The organism is Pseudomonas sp. TH34 (genome assembly GCF_016650865.1).
Lineage (GTDB): Bacteria > Pseudomonadota > Gammaproteobacteria > Pseudomonadales > Pseudomonadaceae > Aquipseudomonas > Aquipseudomonas yamanorum.
Genome location: NZ_JAEKFB010000035.1, coordinates 387350 through 402117 on the forward strand (window position 1 = coordinate 387350; position 14768 = coordinate 402117).

Here is a 14768-nt window from a genome sequence, read left to right on the forward strand (position 1 = left end):
TTCTGTGGGAGCTGGCTTGCCTGCGATGGCATCACCTCGGTCTTACTGAAAAACCGAGTCGTCTGCATCGCGGGCAAGCCCGGCTCCCACAGGACCGAGCCTGTCTTTACTTGATCATCGGGAGATTGAGGCCCTGCTCTTTGGCGCAGTCGATGGCGATCTGGTAACCCGCATCGGCATGACGCATCACGCCGGTGGCCGGGTCGTTGTGCAGTACGCGGGCGATGCGCTCGGCCGCTTCGTCGGTACCGTCGCAGACGATCACCATGCCGGAGTGCTGGGAGAAGCCCATGCCGACGCCGCCGCCGTGGTGCAGCGAAACCCAGGTCGCGCCGCTGGCGGTGTTGAGCAAGGCGTTGAGCAGTGGCCAGTCGGACACGGCGTCGGAACCGTCCTGCATCGATTCGGTTTCACGGTTGGGGCTGGCCACCGAGCCGGAGTCCAGGTGGTCGCGGCCAATCACGATCGGCGCCGACAGCTCGCCGCTGCGCACCATTTCGTTGAATGCCAGGCCGAGCTTGGCGCGCTGGCCCAGGCCAACCCAGCAGATACGTGCCGGCAAGCCCTGGAAGCTGATGCGCTCGCGGGCCATGTCCAGCCAGTTGTGCAGGTGGGCGTCGTCCGGGATCAGCTCTTTGACTTTGGCGTCGGTCTTGTAGATGTCTTGCGGGTCGCCCGACAGCGCAGCCCAGCGGAACGGGCCGATGCCACGGCAGAACAGCGGGCGGATGTAGGCCGGTACGAAACCCGGGAAGTCGAAGGCGTTTTCCACGCCTTCTTCCTGGGCCATCTGGCGGATGTTGTTGCCGTAGTCGAAGGTCGGCACGCCCATTTTCTGGAAGTCCAGCATCGCCTGAACGTGCACCGCCATGGATTGCTTGGCGGCCTTGATCACCTCGGCCGGTTCGGTCTTGGCGCGGGCGCGGTATTCGTCCCAGGTCCAGCCGGCGGGCAGGTAGCCGTTGAGCGGATCGTGGGCGCTGGTCTGGTCGGTGACCATGTCTGGGCGCACGCCGCGCTTGACCAGTTCCGGCAGGATTTCCGCCGCGTTGCCCAGCAGGGCGATGGAGATCGCGCGGCCTTCCTTGGTGTATTTCTCGATGCGCGCCAGGGCGTCGTCGAGGTCGGTGGCTTGCTCGTCAACGTAGCGGCTGCTCAGGCGGAAATCGATGCTGACCTGCTGGCATTCGATGTTCAGCGAGCACGCGCCGGCCAGGGTGGCGGCCAGCGGCTGGGCGCCGCCCATGCCGCCGAGGCCGGCGGTCAGGACCCAACGGCCCTTGAGGTCATCGTTGTAATGTTGGCGGCCAGCTTCGACGAAGGTTTCGTAGGTGCCCTGCACGATGCCCTGGCTGCCGATGTAGATCCAGCTGCCAGCGGTCATCTGGCCGTACATGGCCAGGCCCTTGGCGTCGAGTTCGTTGAAGTGTTCCCAGCTGGCCCAGTGCGGCACCAGGTTGGAGTTGGCGATCAGTACGCGCGGGGCGTTGCTGTGGGTCTTGAATACGCCGACGGGTTTGCCGGATTGCACCAGCAGGGTTTCGTCGTCGTTGAGGTTGGTCAGGCTTTCGACGATCTGGTCGTAGCACTCCCAGTTGCGCGCGGCCCGGCCGATGCCGCCGTACACCACCAGCTCTTTCGGGTTCTCGGCCACCTGTGGGTCGAGGTTGTTCATCAGCATGCGCAGCGGCGCTTCAGTCAGCCAGCTTTTGGCGGTGAGCTTGTTGCCACGGGCAGCGCGGATTTCAACGTCACGGTACTTGGTAGGCTTGGTCACAAAAAATTCCTCAACGATCAATGCGCGAACATGATTGGTGCGAAGAGGATGTTCATGGACTCTTACGCACACATCTTTACTTGTACATACAAGCATATGCAATCAAGCGGCCAACTTGGCTGAGGGCCGCTGCAGATTTTTTGCGAACGGGAGCGCAAGCCTTTAAGAACAAGGCTTAGCAGCTTGATGAATTTTCTTGCAGGAGGTTTTTACAGCGAGGGAGGCTTGTTACTCAGGCAGGCTTTTGCGCCATGCTGGGGCATTCGGTAACAAGTTGGTGCGGGGTCTTGGAAACACGATGTGGGGGGAAGCCCCCACTTGTTCAAGCCCGTGCAGTCAGTTCGATGACGCAGCAACGGCCGGTGACGCTGACGTCCAGCAGGCCGGTGTTACCGTCCAGTTGCAGGCAATCGTGACGGTTCAGCCGCTCACCGAGCACCTTCACTTCATCGGCCACGCTGAACACCAGCACGGTGTGGGCGGCGCTGAAGAAGCGCTGCGTACCGTCCATCCATTGCAACCGCGCTTGATAGCGTTGCGGCGAATAGATGAGGTTGAAATCGCGGATCGGCCCGCCGATCAAGCGGCAGGCCACCTGGCTGTCACCCTTGAACGGGAATGGCTGCAGCGGTAACAACCCGAGTTGTTCCTCGCCGTCCACCGTCAGCACCATGCCCGAGCCTTGCAGCACGGTGATGATCCGCTGGTACCCGGCAAAGGTGGAGAACCCGCCCGACTCGGCGATATCGGCAATCGACAGGCGCCAGCCGAAACCGTCCAGGCCCTCGCCCGCGTCACGGGTGATTTCTTCAGTGCTGCCGCCACCGTTTTTCCACGGCATGCGGATGTAATCGGCGGCGCGCCAGACTTTCATCGAACTCATTTACTGAAACGTCCTTCCAGGCTATGACGGGAACCGGGGTGGATCAAACGCGCAGCCGTGACCGGCTGGCGGCCAGACCAGGTGCGGCGGCGAATCAACAGGCATGGCTCGCTGGTTTCGATTTGCAGCAACGTGCATTCATCGGCGTCGGCCAGGATTGCCTCCACCACGTGCTCGCCTTCGGTCAGCGGCGCCACCTGGTTGAGGTAGGCATAAGGCGTTTGCTGGGTGAAATCCTGCTGCAGGTATTCCGGCGCGACCAGGGCGTTGACGAAGCGGTCTTCGATTTGCACCGGGATGTCGTTTTCGTAGTGCACGATCAACGAGTGGAACACCCGACCGCCTTCGCGCATTTCCAGGGCGACAGCGCGCTCGGAACCGGCGGCTTCTTCACCGAGGGTGATGACTTTGCACGTATGACGATGACCGCGAGAGGCGATCTCATCGGCAATGTTGTGCACTTCAAACAGCGCCGATTGACTCTTGGGCTCGGCGACAAAGGTGCCCACACCTTGCATGCGCACCAGCAGGCCTTCGGCGGTCAATTCGCGCAGCGCGCGGTTGATGGTCATGCGGCTGAAGCCCAGCTGGTTGACCAGTTCGCTTTCCGACGGCACGCGATAATGCGGCGGCCAATTGCCGTTGAGAATCTGCTGGCTGATCATCTGTTTGACGCGGGCGTACAAGGGCGCCGGACTTTCGTCCATGTGGGCAGCCAGTGGAGACTTGGCAGGCGGAGTCGGCACGAGAAATCCTTGTAGGTGAAAAAGAAGCATAGCTTGCCGGAGTTTACCGAGCAGGCAAACGTCTGTATATGTATATACAAATAAACACACGACCGGGGTGCCTGAATCATGTCCGCTTTCTTTGCCGAACGCGCGCTGCTGCCTAATGGATGGGCCAACGATGTACGTCTTGAAGTCAGCGCCGATGGCCTGCTGATCAAGGTTGAGCCCAACGCCAGTGCAGACGGTGCCGAACGGCTCAGGGGCCCGGTGCTGGCGGGCATGCCGAACCTGCATTCCCACGCGTTCCAGCGGGCGATGGCCGGGCTGGCGGAAGTGGCCGGCAACCCGAATGACAGCTTCTGGACCTGGCGTGACCTGATGTACCGGATGGTTGGCAAGATCAGCCCCGACCAACTGCAGATCATCGCGCGCCAGCTGTATATCGAAATGCTCAAGGCCGGCTACACCTCGGTGGCCGAATTTCACTACGTGCACCACGACGTCAGCGGCCAGCCTTATGCAGACCCCGCCGAGCTGTCGCAACAAATCAGCCAGGCCGCCGCCAGCAGCGGTATCGGCCTGACCTTGCTGCCGGTGCTCTACAGCCACTCCGGTTTTGGCGGCCAGGCACCCAACGAAGGCCAGCGACGCTTTATCAACAGCACCGAGCATTACCTGAACCTGCAATCACGCCTGCAACCGATTCTGGCTGCGCAACCGGCGCAACAGCTGGGCCTGTGCTTCCACTCGCTGCGCGCGGTAACACCCCAACAGATCAGCGACGTGCTGGCCGCCAGCGACAAGACGTGCCCGGTGCATATCCATATCGCCGAGCAGCAAAAGGAAGTCGACGACTGCCTGGCCTGGAGCGGCCAGCGTCCGCTGCAATGGTTGTATGACCATGTTGAAGTGGATCAGCGCTGGTGCCTGGTGCACGCCACCCACGCCAACCCGGAAGAAGTGACGTTGATGGCCAAGAGCCGGGCGATTGCCGGGCTGTGCCTGACCACTGAAGCCAACCTGGGGGACGGAATTTTCCCGGCGGTGGACTTCCTGGCCCAAGGCGGGCGCATGGGGATTGGTTCCGACAGCCATGTATCGCTGAGCGTGGTGGAAGAATTGCGCTGGCTGGAATATGGGCAGCGGCTGCGGGACCAGCGGCGCAACCGGCTGTATCGCAGCGATCAACCGATGGTCGGCCGTACGCTGTTCGATGCCGCGCTGGACGGCGGTGCCGAAGCGCTGGGGCAGCCGATTGGGCGCCTGGAAGTCGGCAAGCGTGCGGACTGGCTGGTGCTGGATGGCAACGATCCGTACCTGGCGACGGCAAACGAAGACGGGATTCTCAATCGCTGGCTGTTTGCCGGTGGTGATCGCCAGGTGCGGGATGTGCTGGTGAACGGCCAGTGGGTGATTCGCGACGGGCATCACGCCGCCGAAGAAGACAGCAGCCGGGCGTTTACCCAGGTCCTGCGGGATTTGCTGGGCTAACAGACGACACATAACAAAATGTGGGAGCTGGCTTGCCTGCGATAGCGATGGTGAATCCAACACCGCTATCGCAGGCAAGCCAGCTCCCACATTGGAACGATGGCGTTCTTCCGTTACTGCGAAGTCTTCGCCATCTGCTTGTCCGACGTACGCCAGATCAAGCGCGTGGTGTCATACCCCTGTTGTCGCGCCCTGCTCAGCAGGTCTTCGCGGGTGTCGGCGCTGACCGTCGGCGTGCGCGACAATAACCACATGTAGCGCCGGCTAGGGCTGCCGACAATGGCGGTCTTGTAGTCATCGCTGACGTACAGCACCCAGTAATCGCCCTTGGCCACGCCCGGCAACAGCGAGGTGAACCAGTTATTGAATTCCACCCACAGTTTGTCGGTCCTGCCGGCGACCTGCGGCGTGGCCGTGCCCTTGGCTTCTTGCCATTTCCACTCAGGCGTCAGGCAGCGGTTGAATACCGACATATTGCCGTCGGGCAACAGCGTGTAGCGGGCTTCGGACTGTGCGCAATTGCGCTGGAAGTACATCGGCAAACGGGCCAATTCATACCAGGTGCCCTGGTAACGCTTGAGGTTGACGCTGCCGACAGTCTTGGGTTGCAGATCATCGCCAGAATGGCTGGCGCAGCCCGCCAAAAACAGGCTGGCGCAGAGGTATAGAACGAAACGCATCATGTTGTTTTTCTCCCGCAGGCTTTCGCCCCGGTTTACTTCAGGCCTTGCCCGGAAAAAATCAGTACTTTGTCACCGGCGTATTGCACGCTGATAAAGCTGTTTTTATCGCCCCAGGTGCAACTGGACATACCCAGCGCGCCAGAGCAATCAGTCGGCTTACCCAGCAACGACTCCACTTCGGCCTTGGGCATGCCGGCCGACAGTTTTGCGTAATTTTCTTGGGTGACCTTGCTGCAAGCGGCCAGAAGCACGCAAAACGACAACAGGGCGAGACGGCGTAACGACATGGAATAACTCCTGGAGAGACGAAGCAGCTTGGGGGTCTGCCAGAAGCTTAGAAGGGAAAAGGGGTGTCTGGTTCCCGACGAGCGAAAACAAAAAAGCCCCGAAAACGCTGAAACGTTTCGGGGCTTTTGCTTACCGCAAAGACTTACGCCTTGTGGTAGCCGGTCACACGCTCAACTTCTTCCTTCGACCCCAGGAACACCGCCACACGCTGGTGCAGGCCTTCAGGCTGGATGTCGAGGATGCGCTGGTGGCCGTCGGTGGACGCACCGCCCGCCTGTTCAACCAGGAACGACATCGGGTTGGCTTCGTACATCAGGCGCAGCTTGCCCGGTTTGGAGGGCTCACGGCTGTCACGTGGGTACATGAACAAGCCACCACGGGTCAGGATACGGTGCACGTCGGCAACCATCGCAGCCACCCAGCGCATGTTGAAGTTCTTCTTCAACGGACCTTCTTCGCCGGCCATCAGCTCGCTTACATAGCGAGTGACCGGCTCTTCCCAGTGGCGCTGGTTGGACATGTTGATCGCAAATTCCTGGGTGGACACAGGAATGGTGATGTCTTCGTGGGTGAGCACGAAGCTGCCCATTTCACGGTCCAGGGTGAAGCCTTTGACGCCGTCGCCCAGGGTCAGCACCAGCATGGTCTGCGGGCCGTAGATCGCGTAACCGGCAGCGACCTGCTCGGTGCCTGGCTGCAGGAAGGCCTTTTCGTTCAGGGCTTCGTTCTGGCTCAGGTATTCGTTCGGGCAACGCAGTACCGAGAAGATGGTGCCAACCGGCGCGTTGATGTCGATGTTCGACGAACCGTCCAATGGGTCGAATACCAGCAGGTAGGCGCCTTTCGGGTACTTGCCCGGGATCTGGTAGGCATTGTCCATTTCCTCGGACGCCATGCCGGCCAGGTGACCACCCCATTCGTTGGCTTCCAGCAGGATTTCGTTGGAAATCACGTCGAGTTTCTTCTGCACTTCGCCTTGTACGTTTTCAGTGCCCATGCTGCCCAGGACACCACCCAACGCGCCTTTGGAGACGGCGTGGCTGATTTCCTTGCAAGCACGCGCCACCACTTCGATAAGGAAGCGCAGATCGGCAGGCGTGTTGTTGCTGCGGGTCTGCTCGATCAAATAGCGACTCAGGGTAACGCGGGACATGGAAGGCTCCGGAAAGTGGGGGCTAAAAACCCGCGCAGTTTAACGCGAGTCGGGGCGTATTTCCTCCTATCAGAGGATTTAAACCCAATAGAGTTCATGGACTTTATTTAACGTGCCACCGGCGGCTTGCGCAGCAAACTGTAGGCCATGGCGCCCAGCGCCGCCACACCGAGCAGCAGCACGGCCCAAAGACCGAGCTTTTTCCAGTTCGGCCCGGCATCAACAGGGGTCGCAACCGCAGGCGAAGTCACCACCGCTTCGCCCGCCACGTTGGCCTGCCCAAGCGTGGCGAAGCGTTCAGCACTGTAATCCGGGATCAACGTCGACAGCGGCAAATTCGCGCCTTTCACCGACGGATTGCCCAACGCCAACGTGAACGGTGGCTCGCCCCGTGCCAGAAAAACCAACTGCGTGGCCCGCACCGCAAAGCTCAGCGTCGGCGCCTCCACACCCAAGCCACCGCCGCGTTCGTCCACGTTGAGCTTGAGCTGCGCAACGGCCTGCCCGGGCAACTGCAATTCGTTCTGTAAAACGTCCTGGCCATTTTGCGTCAGTCGATAGAGTAAGCCACTGCTCAAAGGCTGCCAGGCCTGATTGCTCTCTCGGCGGCCCGACAGAGTGACCGGTGCGAGGCTGTTGGGTTGGCTCAGGTCGATACGCAGACGTTCGACATTCAGTGCGCTGGGCAACTGCCAGCTGTATTCCCCGGCCTTGAGACGGCTGCCCGACAATGGCTGCGACCACACCAGCGGCAACGGCAGGCTATGGGCGCTGACACTCTCCAACTGCGCCGACGTCAGTGTCGGTGCGGCCTGGCCTTTCCAGAGCAGGCGCAGGTACCGCGCCGACTGCCCAGGCAAACTCACTTCGTGCTGCTCGACCCGCTCATCGGCAAACGACAGTCGCGCCACCTGCCCTTCGCCCCAGGCACGCCAGTGCTGCAAGTCGTCGCTGGCTTCGATGCTGAAACGCTGGAAGCCGTCGCGCTCACTGGTCCAGTCGAGGACCAGTTGCTGCAACGGCGCCTTGATCCCACTGGCGTCGAGCAACCAGCCGCGCAGGACCTCTTCGCCTGCCTCCAATTGGCTAGGCGGCTGCACTTGCACCAACGTGCCGGTGGAAGTGGATTGCACACGCACGCTGGGCACGGCTTCAGCGGAGTCGGCCGCGGCGTACAGCGGGAACCACTTCACGTTGGACAGGCTGCGGCTTTCGGTGCTTCGCACCGACTGCCGCGCCAGCGCGTAGGCCTGGGGTTCGCCGGCTGCGTTGAACACCCGCACATCACTCAGGTCGGCCTGACGGGCGCTCAATTGCACCGCCAACGGCAGCTCCAGGCGGTACCACGGGCCTCCACCACTGACCGTCAGCGGCACCCGCGTGGTGAAGTCGGCGGGCGTTTCCTGGGCCCAGGCCGATAACGTAGTGCACAACCCCAAAAGCGCCACACTCAGCTTGCCCATCAAGAGGCCACTCCTTCAGTTTCAACCACCGGCTCGGGGCGCTTGGGCGGCAGCGGGGCGAAATAGCCCACCACCAGCAACAGCCCGCCCACACCGATAAACGATACGATCCGCGCCAGCCCGCCGCGGTTGCTCAATTCGACGAAGAACAATTTGGCGACCACCACGGCAATCAACGCCGCACCGATCAACCACACCTCACGCCGGTGACGCAGATGGCCACCGATCATCAGGCTCAGGGCAATCAAGGTCCAGACGATCGACAACCCGGCCTGCACCAGCATCGACTCCAGCAACGCATCCAGATGGAACGGCACGCCGCCCCAATGGTGAGCCGTGCGCATCACCAGCGCGGTGAAGAAGGCGAACAACGACGCACCGGCGACCGCCTGGGCGACCAGCTCGGCGCGCGGCCCGCGTTCTGGTGCGGCACTGCGAGACCATAGGTACACACCCAGCAGTGCGAACAACAATCCCAGATCCAACGGGTTAAGCAGCGGTACATAAGGCAACGGCTCGGCGGTGCCGTCGCTGAAGATATTCGCCAGCCAGAACCAGCCGAGCATCAGCACCGCCAACGGCAGCGCGGCATACAACCGGTACTCGCGTGGGTACGCCGACACCGGCCACGGCCAACTGCGCGGCGCAGCGGCCAGCACCAGATACAGGCTCGGCAGAATCGCCCAGCCCAGCCAGCGCCAGGCGTTGTATTCCTCGGACAGCAGCAACAGGCCGTAGCGCAACTCCAGCGCCAGCACGCCGATCAGCAGCCAGCAACCGAGCACGTGCGCGGCGCCCAGGGCTTTTTCCGGGATGACCAACGCCAGGCGCCGCAGCGACATGAAGTGCACCGCAAATACCGCTGCCCACGCCAGCCAGGCGAAATTCGCCGCCGGGTGATAACGCGAGCCCCACGCGCCCAGCAACACCACGCCCGCCGCCGGCATCAACAGCGTGCAAAGCAAGCCCAGCGACGCCCATTGCAGCCGCAAGGCCAATACGGCCCAGATCGCCACACTCACCGCCGCCACCGCCAATAGCCAGGTACCTTGCAGCATCGACGGCGCAAAACGCAGCACTTCACTGACCAACGCCAGCGTCCACCAGCCCGCGCCCCACACCAGCAGCACGTCGGACAGCCGCTGCAAACTCAGCGTTTCGAACACCGGTGCATGTGGCCGGCGCTGCAAGCGCCAGGCACCGACCAGCGCTGCCAGCCCGAGCACCATTGGCGTCCAGAAACCGCTATGGCCCAAAGGACGCAAACCCTCGCTGGCCAGCGGCCCGAGCAGGTCCGGCACCGCGATCAGGAACGAAGCGCCACCGATCACTTGCAGCAACAACCCGAAGATAAAACTGACGCGTTGTTGCAGATACAGGCTCAGCCAGATGATCAACAAACCACTGGCCGCCCACACGCCGCTGGCGGTTTCCCACGGCAGCACGAACAGCACCGCCAGGTTGATCAGCACCAGCCCGGCCAGCAACACCACCGACAGGCCACGCAACAACCGCGCATCGCTGCGCACCATGGTGTCCCGCGCGGCCAGCAGCATGCCGCCAATCAACGCCAGGCCAATCAGCGAAGCCGTGAGCAGCCCGCTCCAACCCGCACTGAACACCGCGCCGGAATCGGCGCCCGTCCGCAACCGCAGCAGGAATAGCGCCCCACCCAGCAGTTGCACGGCAAACGCGGTAAAGAGGAACGTGCGCGAGCCGATGCGCAGCCCGACCAGCAGGGTCGCAAGACCCGCTATCGCCCAACTGATGGCGGTGCCTTGGGTCGACAGCAACAGCGGCGCAAGCAGATACAAGAAACCCAGGCCGACGCTGGCCAACACCGGCAAGCCACGACGCTCCCACTGCGCCGCTTGCTCCACCGGCGCCTTGCGCAACTGGAAGAAACTGAACAGCAATGCCGCACCCAGCAACAACGCACCCAACGGTGCGCCATCCAACAGACTGGTCTCGCCCACCCGCAATTCGCTGAGGAAAGCCAGCGCGGAGCCGACTTGCAACAGCAAGCCAAACGCCCGCGCCAACGGCCGTTGCTGGCGCAGGCCGAGCCAGAAGATCCCGGCGCCTTCCACGGCCCAGGCCGCCGCGGTCCAGCGTACGTCGAGGCCCAGGGGAATCGCCAGGCTGGCAAAGATCACGCCCAGCGCCAGGCAGGTTTCCGCCAGCAGCAGGGCGCGCCCGCCGCTCAACAAACGGGCCAGGCCCATGTAGATAATGCCCAGGGCCAGCGCGCTGAACGCGGCGGCAAACTCCAGGTGCTGCACCAGCGCAAACTGCAAACCGAAGCCCACCAGCGGCGGACCGAACAGCATGCTGCCGTCAACGTAATCACCTTTGGCCGCTGACCAACGCAGCAGCGCGCCACGGCTGTCATCGTCCGGCGCGTCGCGCATCTCCAGCAACTTGCGCCGGGCGAACAACAGGCCGATGCCCAGGTACATCAGGAAAAATAGAATCAGGAACGGCTCGGTGCTCCACAGCAACTCCGGCGTATAAGAGCGCATGCCCCAAGCGAAGCCGATACCGAAGGTGCCGACAAAGCCGATCAGGTTGAGCAGGCGCCAGGCCTTGAACCAGGCGATGGCGAGAATGCCCGCGTTAAGCAGGGCGAAGTAACTGAACAGCGCCACATGATTACCGGCGCCGGTAGACGTAAGGATAGGCGCGGCAAAACCGCCGAGGGCGGCGGCGCAGGCCAGGCCGAGGGCGTCCTGGGTAATCGCCAGGATCGCCGAGAACACCGTGACAGCCACCAGCAAGCCGAGGGCTGCACCGGGATCAAGCAACGGATGCAGGCGCATCGCGGCGAATACCGTCAGGTACAACACGGCAATACCGGTGCCTTGCAGCATCAACCCGTAGTTGCTATTGCGCAGCCGCAGCCACCAACCCAGGCCCAGCAAGGCCAACGCACAGCCGGCAACACCGGCATAACGCAGCTCGATCGGCACCACCATGCCTTCAGTGGCATAACGCAGCAGGAACGCCAGGCCGAGGAACAACAGCACCACGCCGACCCGCAGCACGGTGTTGCCACCGAACAGCCAGTTGCGGGCACCGCTGATGGCGCGTTCGATGAAGTTGGGGCCGCGAGGTAACGCAGGCGCGGCGGGTTGTTCAGGAATGCTGGCGCTCGGCTCAGCCCTCCACACGTCAGCCGGCAATGGCTGGCTGGGCTCGGCCGCCACGGTTGCGTAGGCAGGTTCCAGTTCGGCGGGTAATTCCCAGACGAGTTCGGGCGGCGCCGCTACCGGCAGCGGCTCTTCGACAAAGACAGGTTCAGGGGCTTCAACGGCGGCAGGCCTTTCCAGCAGAGCCAGGCGTTGCTCGACCACCTTCAGGGCGTTCCGGGCCGACTCCAGCTGACGGCCTTGCTCCTCCGTACGCGAGGCAAGCATCGACAGGCGAATCGCCTGGCCAATGCCCAAACCGAGCAACGCACCAATGCCCGCATCACTGAACGACTCATCGAGCGTCCAGCCGAGCACCAGGCCAATCAGCATGAAAATCCATTGCATGGTGGATATCCCTAAGCAGCCCGAAGCGGGCAAAGGCGATGCTCAGTATATCGACACGGACCCCATGTGGGAGCGGGCTTGCTCGCGAAGGCGGTGGATCAGTCACAAATTTGTCGACTGGTCCACCGCCTTCGCGAGCAAGCCCGCTCCCACATTTTGTATTGCGGTGTCTAATCCAACGCTTTCCAGATCTCCGTCGCATACTCCCGGATGGTCCGGTCCGACGAGAACCACCCCATGCGCGCGGTATTGAGCACCGCCGAGCGCCACCATTCCTTGGAATCGTGCCAATGAGCCTCGACCCGCGCCTGGGCATCCCAGTAGGAATCAAAGTCGGCACAGACCAGGAAGCGGTCGTAGTCGATCAGCGAATCCACCAACCCGGCATAACGGCCCGGATCATCCGGCGAGAACACCCCGCCGCGAATCGCTTGCAGTACGTCATTCAAGCGATGAGACGCGGCAACGTCTGGCCCGGCATTGAACTCTCCGGCATGCTTGCGCGCTTCAACCTGCTCGGCACTGAGGCCGAAGATAAACATGTGATCCGCGCCGACACGCTCGTGCATCTCGACGTTGGCGCCGTCCATGGTGCCGATGGTCAGTGCACCGTTGAGGCCGAACTTCATGTTGCTGGTGCCCGACGCCTCAAAGCCGGCAGTGGAAATCTGCTCCGACAGGTCAGCCGCCGGAATGATGCTTTCCGCCAGGCTGACGTTGTAGTTGGGCAGGAACACCACCTTGAGCAACCCACGCACGGTGGGGTCGTTGTTGACGGTGCGGGCGATGTCGTTGGTCAGCTTGATGATCAGCTTGGCCTGGTGATAGCTGGCCGCTGCCTTGCCGGCGAATATCTTCACCCGCGGCACCCAATCGGTGCCCGGCTCGGCACGGATCGCCTGGTACAGCGCGACGGTGTGCAGCAGGTTCAACAGCTGGCGCTTGTACTCGTGGATCCGTTTGACCTGCACATCGAACATCGCCGCCGGGTTGACCGAAACCCCCAGGCGCTCGTGAATGATGTCGGCCAGCGCCCTTTTGCTATGCAGACGCTGCTCGGCGAAGGCTTTGCGGAACGCTTGCTTCTCGGCGAAGGTTTCCAGCTCAACCAGACGGGTTTCGGTGTTGTCGAGAATGTCCGGACCCAGCGCTTCCACCAGCATCGCGGTGAGTTTTGGATTCGCCTGGAACAACCAGCGGCGAAACGTAATGCCGTTGGTTTTGTTATTGATGCGGTCCGGGTAGAGCTTGTGCAGTTCAGAGAACACCGTGCTGCGCATCAGTTGGGTGTGCAGGCCCGACACGCCGTTCACGCTGTGGGAGCCGAGGAACGCCAGGTTGCCCATGCGTACGCGGCGGCCGTTGTCTTCCTCGATCAACGAGACGGCGCGCAGTACGTCGAAGTCGTGGATGCCTTTGGCCCGGAGCGAGTCGATGTGCTGGGCATTGATCAGGTAGATGATCTGCATGTGCCGCGGCAGCATGCGTTCCATCAGGCCGACCGGCCAGGTTTCCAAAGCCTCGGGGAGCAAGGTGTGGTTGGTGTACGACAGGGTTTCGACGGTCACGTCCCAGGCGGCATCCCACGGGATGTCGTGCAGGTCCACCAACTGGCGCATCAACTCGGCCACCGCAATCGACGGGTGCGTGTCGTTGAGCTGGATGGCCGCGTGTTCGCCCAGGCTCAGCACCGAGCCGTGCATGTTTTTGTGGCGACGCAGCAAGTCCTGCAACGAGGCGGAAACGAAGAAGTATTCCTGGCGCAGGCGCAGTTCCTGCCCCGCTTCGGTGCTGTCGGCCGGGTAGAGCACTCGGGAGATGCTTTCGGCGCGGGCCACTTCGGCGACAGCGCCCAGGTGGTCACCGGCGTTGAAGCGTTCCAGGTGCAGGTCTTCCACCGCACGGGCACGCCACAGGCGCAAGGTGTTGACACTTGCGCCGCGCCAGCCGACCACCGGGGTGTCATACGCTACCGCGCGTACAGTTTCATTCGGTGACCACACCTGAATCGACTTGCCGGACGCGTCCAGCACGGTTTCCACACCACCGCCAAAGCCGATCGGGTAGATCACTTCGGCGCGCTCGAACTCCCAAGGGTTGCCGAAATCCAGCCAGCGTTCGGTTTGTTCCTGCTGCCAGCCGTCGACAATTGCCTGGCGGAACAGCCCATGCTCATAACGAATACCATAGCCGTGGCCGGCAATGCCCAGTGTCGACATGCTTTCCATGAAGCACGCCGCCAGGCGGCCAAGACCACCGTTGCCCAGGGCCGCGTCGGGCTCCAGCAGGCGAATGCGCTCCATGTCCACACCGAGCTCACTCATGGCCTCACGGGCCACGTCCAGCAAGCCGAGGTTGCTCAGACTGTCGTAGAGCAGACGGCCGATCAGGAATTCCAGCGAGAGGTAATAGACCCGCTTCTGTCCCTTGCGGTAGATGTGTCGCGTGTGGTCCATCCAGTGGTCGACCATGTGGTCGCGGGCGGCCAGTGCGATAGCTTCGAACCAGTCGTGGTCGAAGGCATGATCGGGGTCCTTGCCCACCGCATAGGTCAGTTTGGTCAAGACGGCATCGCGAAATGCGGCTACCTCTGCTTCTCGTACAAGCGGTTCCTGAGACATCGATGCGACCTCGGGCGAGATAGAAGGAGTTGCTAGAGCCTAGACGGTCTGACAGACGGTAGACGCTCTGGTTCGGCAGTTTTTTAACTCATTCACCTTTGCATGATTTAGATGCAGGGGCCGTGCCCGTTTGTGGCCCGTCACA

Annotated in this window: 10 protein-coding genes; 1 reads left to right on the forward strand and 9 read right to left on the reverse strand. The window is 62.2% G+C overall.

Going from position 1 to position 14768, the window contains the following annotated elements:
- Nucleotides 1-106: 106 nt before the first annotated feature.
- The 3 genes from hutU to hutC form a co-directional block, all read right to left on the reverse strand.
- The gene (gene hutU / locus JFU58_RS31015; RefSeq protein WP_063034085.1) at nt 107-1777 is read right to left on the reverse strand and encodes a urocanate hydratase; all 1671 of its coding nucleotides are present in this window, start codon (nt 1775-1777) and stop codon (nt 107-109) included.
- A 322-nt stretch (nt 1778-2099) separates the two neighbouring features.
- Nucleotides 2100-2660: a HutD/Ves family protein gene (locus tag JFU58_RS31020; RefSeq protein WP_093202700.1), complete on the reverse strand. Its 561-nt coding sequence runs from the start codon at nt 2658-2660 to the stop codon at nt 2100-2102.
- Entirely contained in the window at nt 2657-3367 is a 711-nt protein-coding gene (gene hutC, locus JFU58_RS31025) for a histidine utilization repressor (RefSeq protein ID WP_017478188.1), read from the reverse strand. The genes JFU58_RS31020 and hutC overlap by 4 nt, the downstream gene beginning before the upstream one ends.
- A 147-nt stretch (nt 3368-3514) precedes the next feature.
- On the opposite strand from hutC, the gene JFU58_RS31030 reads away from it, so the two are divergent.
- On the forward strand, nt 3515-4879 hold the full coding sequence (locus JFU58_RS31030; RefSeq protein ID WP_177025850.1) for a formimidoylglutamate deiminase: 1365 nt from the start codon (nt 3515-3517) through the stop codon (nt 4877-4879).
- Nucleotides 4880-4992: 113 nt separating this feature from the next.
- On the opposite strand, the gene JFU58_RS31035 is transcribed toward JFU58_RS31030, so the two are convergent.
- The 6 genes from JFU58_RS31035 to JFU58_RS31060 form a co-directional block, all read right to left on the reverse strand.
- Nucleotides 4993-5562, reverse strand: a complete 570-nt coding sequence (locus JFU58_RS31035; RefSeq protein WP_017478186.1) for a lipocalin family protein — start codon at nt 5560-5562, stop codon at nt 4993-4995.
- A gap of 32 nt (nt 5563-5594) precedes the next feature.
- A complete protein-coding gene (locus JFU58_RS31040; protein WP_003217986.1) occupies nt 5595-5849 on the reverse strand; it encodes a hypothetical protein in 255 nt (84 codons plus the stop codon).
- Between the two features lie 143 nt (nt 5850-5992).
- Complete coding sequence (locus JFU58_RS31045) at nt 5993-7003, reverse strand: class 1 fructose-bisphosphatase (RefSeq protein ID WP_063033497.1); 1011 nt, start codon at nt 7001-7003, stop codon at nt 5993-5995.
- A gap of 107 nt (nt 7004-7110) precedes the next feature.
- Entirely contained in the window at nt 7111-8466 is a 1356-nt protein-coding gene (locus tag JFU58_RS31050; protein WP_201143048.1) for a DUF3999 domain-containing protein, read from the reverse strand.
- Nucleotides 8466-12002: a DUF2339 domain-containing protein gene (locus JFU58_RS31055; protein WP_201143049.1), complete on the reverse strand. Its 3537-nt coding sequence runs from the start codon at nt 12000-12002 to the stop codon at nt 8466-8468. Before JFU58_RS31055 ends, JFU58_RS31050 begins: the two co-directional genes overlap by 1 nt.
- A 170-nt stretch (nt 12003-12172) precedes the next feature.
- Nucleotides 12173-14623 (reverse strand): glycogen/starch/alpha-glucan phosphorylase, encoded by a 2451-nt coding sequence (locus JFU58_RS31060; RefSeq protein ID WP_063033500.1) that lies wholly within the window; start codon nt 14621-14623, stop codon nt 12173-12175.
- Between the last annotated feature and the right edge of the window lie 145 nt (nt 14624-14768).

Coding starts and splice junctions, on each gene's coding strand:
- JFU58_RS31020 (WP_093202700.1), bottom strand. CDS start 2,660: ATGAGTTCGATGAAAGTCTGGCGCGCCGCCGATTACATCCGCATGCCG.
- hutC (WP_017478188.1), bottom strand. CDS start 3,367: ATGGACGAAAGTCCGGCGCCCTTGTACGCCCGCGTCAAACAGATGATC.
- JFU58_RS31030 (WP_177025850.1), top strand. CDS start 3,515: ATGTCCGCTTTCTTTGCCGAACGCGCGCTGCTGCCTAATGGATGGGCC.
- JFU58_RS31035 (WP_017478186.1), bottom strand. CDS start 5,562: ATGATGCGTTTCGTTCTATACCTCTGCGCCAGCCTGTTTTTGGCGGGC.
- JFU58_RS31040 (WP_003217986.1), bottom strand. CDS start 5,849: ATGTCGTTACGCCGTCTCGCCCTGTTGTCGTTTTGCGTGCTTCTGGCC.
- JFU58_RS31045 (WP_063033497.1), bottom strand. CDS start 7,003: ATGTCCCGCGTTACCCTGAGTCGCTATTTGATCGAGCAGACCCGCAGC.
- JFU58_RS31050 (WP_201143048.1), bottom strand. CDS start 8,466: ATGGGCAAGCTGAGTGTGGCGCTTTTGGGGTTGTGCACTACGTTATCG.
- JFU58_RS31055 (WP_201143049.1), bottom strand. CDS start 12,002: ATGCAATGGATTTTCATGCTGATTGGCCTGGTGCTCGGCTGGACGCTC.
- JFU58_RS31060 (WP_063033500.1), bottom strand. CDS start 14,623: ATGTCTCAGGAACCGCTTGTACGAGAAGCAGAGGTAGCCGCATTTCGC.